The organism is Bacillus sp. AFS001701 (assembly GCF_002559405.1).
Lineage (GTDB): Bacteria > Bacillota > Bacilli > Bacillales > Bacillaceae_G > Gottfriedia.
Map to the genome: position 1 here is coordinate 1 of NZ_NTZO01000301.1, position 3,616 is coordinate 3,616.

The 3,616-nt window shown below is 31.5% G+C and carries 3 protein-coding genes; all 3 read right to left on the minus strand.

Features of this window, described 5'->3' with window-relative positions; genetic code table 11:
* Nucleotides 1–310 precede the first annotated feature (310 nt).
* The 3 genes from CN514_RS18550 to CN514_RS18560 all read right to left on the minus strand — a co-directional run bounded on the left by CN514_RS18550 (nt 311) and on the right by CN514_RS18560 (nt 3,481).
* The gene (locus CN514_RS18550) at nt 311–802 is read right to left on the minus strand and encodes a hypothetical protein (RefSeq protein ID WP_141529418.1); all 492 of its coding nucleotides are present in this window, start codon (nt 800–802) and stop codon (nt 311–313) included.
* Nucleotides 803–1,349: 547 nt separating this feature from the next.
* Complete coding sequence (locus CN514_RS18555; protein ID WP_098233878.1) at nt 1,350–2,036, minus strand: response regulator transcription factor; 687 nt, start codon at nt 2,034–2,036, stop codon at nt 1,350–1,352.
* The gene (locus tag CN514_RS18560) at nt 2,033–3,481 is read right to left on the minus strand and encodes a sensor histidine kinase (protein WP_098233879.1); all 1,449 of its coding nucleotides are present in this window, start codon (nt 3,479–3,481) and stop codon (nt 2,033–2,035) included. The genes CN514_RS18555 and CN514_RS18560 overlap by 4 nt, the downstream gene beginning before the upstream one ends.
* Nucleotides 3,482–3,616 lie beyond the last annotated feature (135 nt).

A 3,616-nucleotide genomic window follows, 5' to 3' on the forward strand; every position in this document is an offset into this window, starting at 1 on the left:
TAAATTTTTAATAATATTTCTTTATGGATTGCCTCTAATGTTTTTTGAACAAAAAATGACTGTCCAATTAGACAGTCATACGAAATTAAAAAACAATTAAATTTTAGTTGTTTATTTGTCCGTTTAACTAAAGGAAAGTTAGTTATTAACTATGAAAAACCTTTGACTTCTTGAACGGTCCTTCCATTTACTTCAAAAAATTGCAGCTTTTAAAAGTCCACTATTGTATGCTTGATCACTTTAATTTGACGAAATAATAAAAAAGAAGCGTTCCCCTCTAAAAGAAACGCCCTTTACGTATAAACATTATTTAATCGAACTTTTGGCATTGTTTTATGCTTGCTTCTTGCGAAATATGTTTCTCAATTTTTATATTTGTCACTTGTAACCCTGTTAGGTTAGAATCTCTTACAGAAAAAGTAAGTTTATCAAAATCTCCACCATGATGACCATAGTTTAAAGCACTAGCGAAAATGAAATGTCTCCTAGGATCCCCATCAATGGGTTCGATTTTGATTTCTGTACACATAAAAAAATCTGAATAAGAAGGACCCAAATAATTTAGATATCGTGAATACAATGCTTCTTCAAGCAACTCTTCTTTAATAGGTCCGTCAATTTCTTTTCTCCACCCTACAATGAGCCAATCATAAAGAGATTGTGACTTTAATCGTATTTTTTGATTATTTTGCGAAACAATTATTTCACCATCCTTAGCTGTGCAGGTTTGGCGTTTATTGTCACTTATACATGTATAAGCAGGGTCGAAAGTAATCACTTCATCGTTTGCCGTTTTTAACATCAATTTATTCGATGGGTTACCTATAGATTTCTCGATTGTTCCATTAACTTGACTAGAATTATTAAGCCAGTATACTACCTTTCTGAGTACTAGTTCTTGAAAACCATCGTTGATACTGAATACACGTTGTTGCCCAGAATCATTTTAACTTTAATGTATTGAACCACTTCATGGTTTAATGAGTGCGACATTAGCTGTTCCAAAAAAGGACCTCTTTGATTGCTTCAGTTATTTGAGTTGAATTAATTAAAAATCCAATAAGTAATAGAGTAATAATATTATATACCCTCAAAATAGTGATTTTCCTACTACTATAAGTTCTAAAAAGCCATCTCTGACATTACAAGTTGTATCATTATAAAAATTACTTGTTCCTAAAACAACCAAATTGGTAACCTCCATGTTTGAAATAAACTCTAATTATAAGTTTTTGAAATATCCTTTACAATTATTCTTCTTCAACTAATCTGTCTTTTAGTTATAGTTAATTTAGTAAAACAACTTAATTGGTTCCTATAAATAAAAAACCGCCACTATGTGACGATTTTTAAACATTAAATCGATATCCCGCTCCCCAAACTGTTTCCAAGAACTTAGGGTTTGTAGGGTCTCTTTCTATTTTTTCACGTAATCTACTAATATGGACAGTTACAGTTGAAACGTCTGCCGCTGATTCGAGGCCCCAAACCTTTTCATAGAGCTGTTCTTTACTTAAAACTTGGTTCGGATTCATTACAAAAAACACCATTAAATCAAATTCTTTTGTCGTAAAGGATACTTCTTTTTCGTTAATAAAAACTTTACGAGCTGAACGATCGATTGATATTCCATGAACGAAAATTGTTTTTGAAACGGTATTGTTACCTGCTAGCCTTTCATATCGGGATAAATGTGCCTTTACTCTTGCAACGAGTTCACTAGGACTAAATGGCTTTGTAATGTAATCGTCCGCACCTAAACCGAGGCCTCTAATTTTATCGATATCTTCTTTTTTAGCAGATACAAATAAAATAGGAATGTTTTTTACCGCACGTATTTCTTTACAAATTTCAAAACCATTTTTTCCAGGCAGCATGATATCCAAAATGATTAAATCATAATTTCCTTTTAGTGCATGTTGAAGGCCTTCATCGCCATTATGTTGAATATCTACACGAAAATCATTTATTTCTAAATAGTCTCTTTGTAATTCTGCAATGCTTATATCATCTTCAATCAGTAATATTTCTTTCAATTTCTCTCACCTTTCTTCAAGGAAAAGAATATACTTGTCCCTTTACCAATCTCACTAGTTGCCCAAATTTCCCCTCCGTGCTCTTCAACAATTTGTTTTGCGATTGCTAGTCCTAAACCACTACCGCCAGTTTGTGAATTTCTTGATTGTTCTGCACGGTAAAAACGTTCAAAAATAAATGGTAATGCAGCAGGATCAATACCTTGTCCATTATCAGATACTTCAACAATTACTTCATTTATCTGTTCATTTAATGAAAATGAAATTTTCTTCTCTTCTTTGTTCATATATTTTACACAATTGCTTACTAAGTTCGACAATACTCTTTTTAATTTCTCTCGATCCGCAGTAACATTGATTGATTCATTTGACTGATTAAATTCTATCTTGATGCCTTGCTGCAATAAATCTAAATAAATTTCCTCTATATAGCTCCCTATATATTTATTCAACTCGAAAGTTTCAAAATGAAATGGTTCCTTTTTTAGATCCAGCTTAGAAAATAAGAACAATTCATCGATTAATGAATCCATATCCTTTGCTTTAGAGTAAACAGTAGATAAATATTTTTCCATTTTCTCTGGAGTATTTGCTACACCATCTTTTATCCCTTCCACATATCCGATTATTGAAGTAATCGGTGTTTTCAAATCATGTGAGATATTGGACAATAGCTCTTTACGATTTTCCTCATATTGTATCTGTAGATTGATCGACTCTTTTAATTTGATTCTCATTTCCTCAAACGTTTTATTTAATACACCGATTTCATCATTTGAACTCGTATCAATTTCAAAATTCAAATCCCCAACTTTAATTTTTTCTGCTCCATTTTTAAGTTTTGAGATTGGCTTAATAATGCTTCGGGAAACTAAATAGTTTAGCATTCCGATTATCATAATAAATAAAAATAACAATAAGCCTAGTAAAATTGGAAAAAGATTACGAATAACCTCAGTATATGAGCTTGCCTTCTTTAAGACAAAAATACTCCCTTGGCTTTGATCTGGAAAATAAAAATCAAATTTCACATACGTAAAAAACAAATCATTAATTTTAATCGTATCGCGAGTATTAATATTCGTTTCCTCAAACCCAGGAAGCGCTTGTTCCAACACTTTTTTGTCTAACGACGGGGACGCGTACTCGATCTGTTTTCCCTTTCGCACAACTATTCCGATATCTTTATGCTCAATACTTTTGAGTTCCTTCTTATTAAGTAACTGCTTAGGATTATGTTTAGCAAGTAGCTTCAAATCAAGAAACACACTTTCTTCAACTGTAGTCAAAGGCTTTTGTACATAAGTCTTTTTGTAAAGATTTTCTACTGACTTTACATCTCCTGTTATTGCAAAAATTATTAAAAAACCTGCTGCCAATAATAATGTGATTGAAAAAAGAATCACTCCAATATAAGACAACAGAAATCTCATTTTAATTGACATTTGTTTCACTCACTCGGTACTAAGATTTTATTTAGATTATCTTATTTTTGGCATGCTAGCTAATTTCGTAGACTACACACTCCAAAAATAATGTGCTATTTCAATTGAAATTAAGTGAACTATATCATATAAATC

What these genes read in the sequence shown, in the direction of transcription:
- CN514_RS18550 (WP_141529418.1), bottom strand. Translation starts at nt 802, where the DNA reads ATGTTAAAAACGGCAAACGATGAAGTGATTACTTTCGACCCTGCTTAT.
- CN514_RS18560 (WP_098233879.1), bottom strand. Translation starts at nt 3,481, where the DNA reads ATGTCAATTAAAATGAGATTTCTGTTGTCTTATATTGGAGTGATTCTT.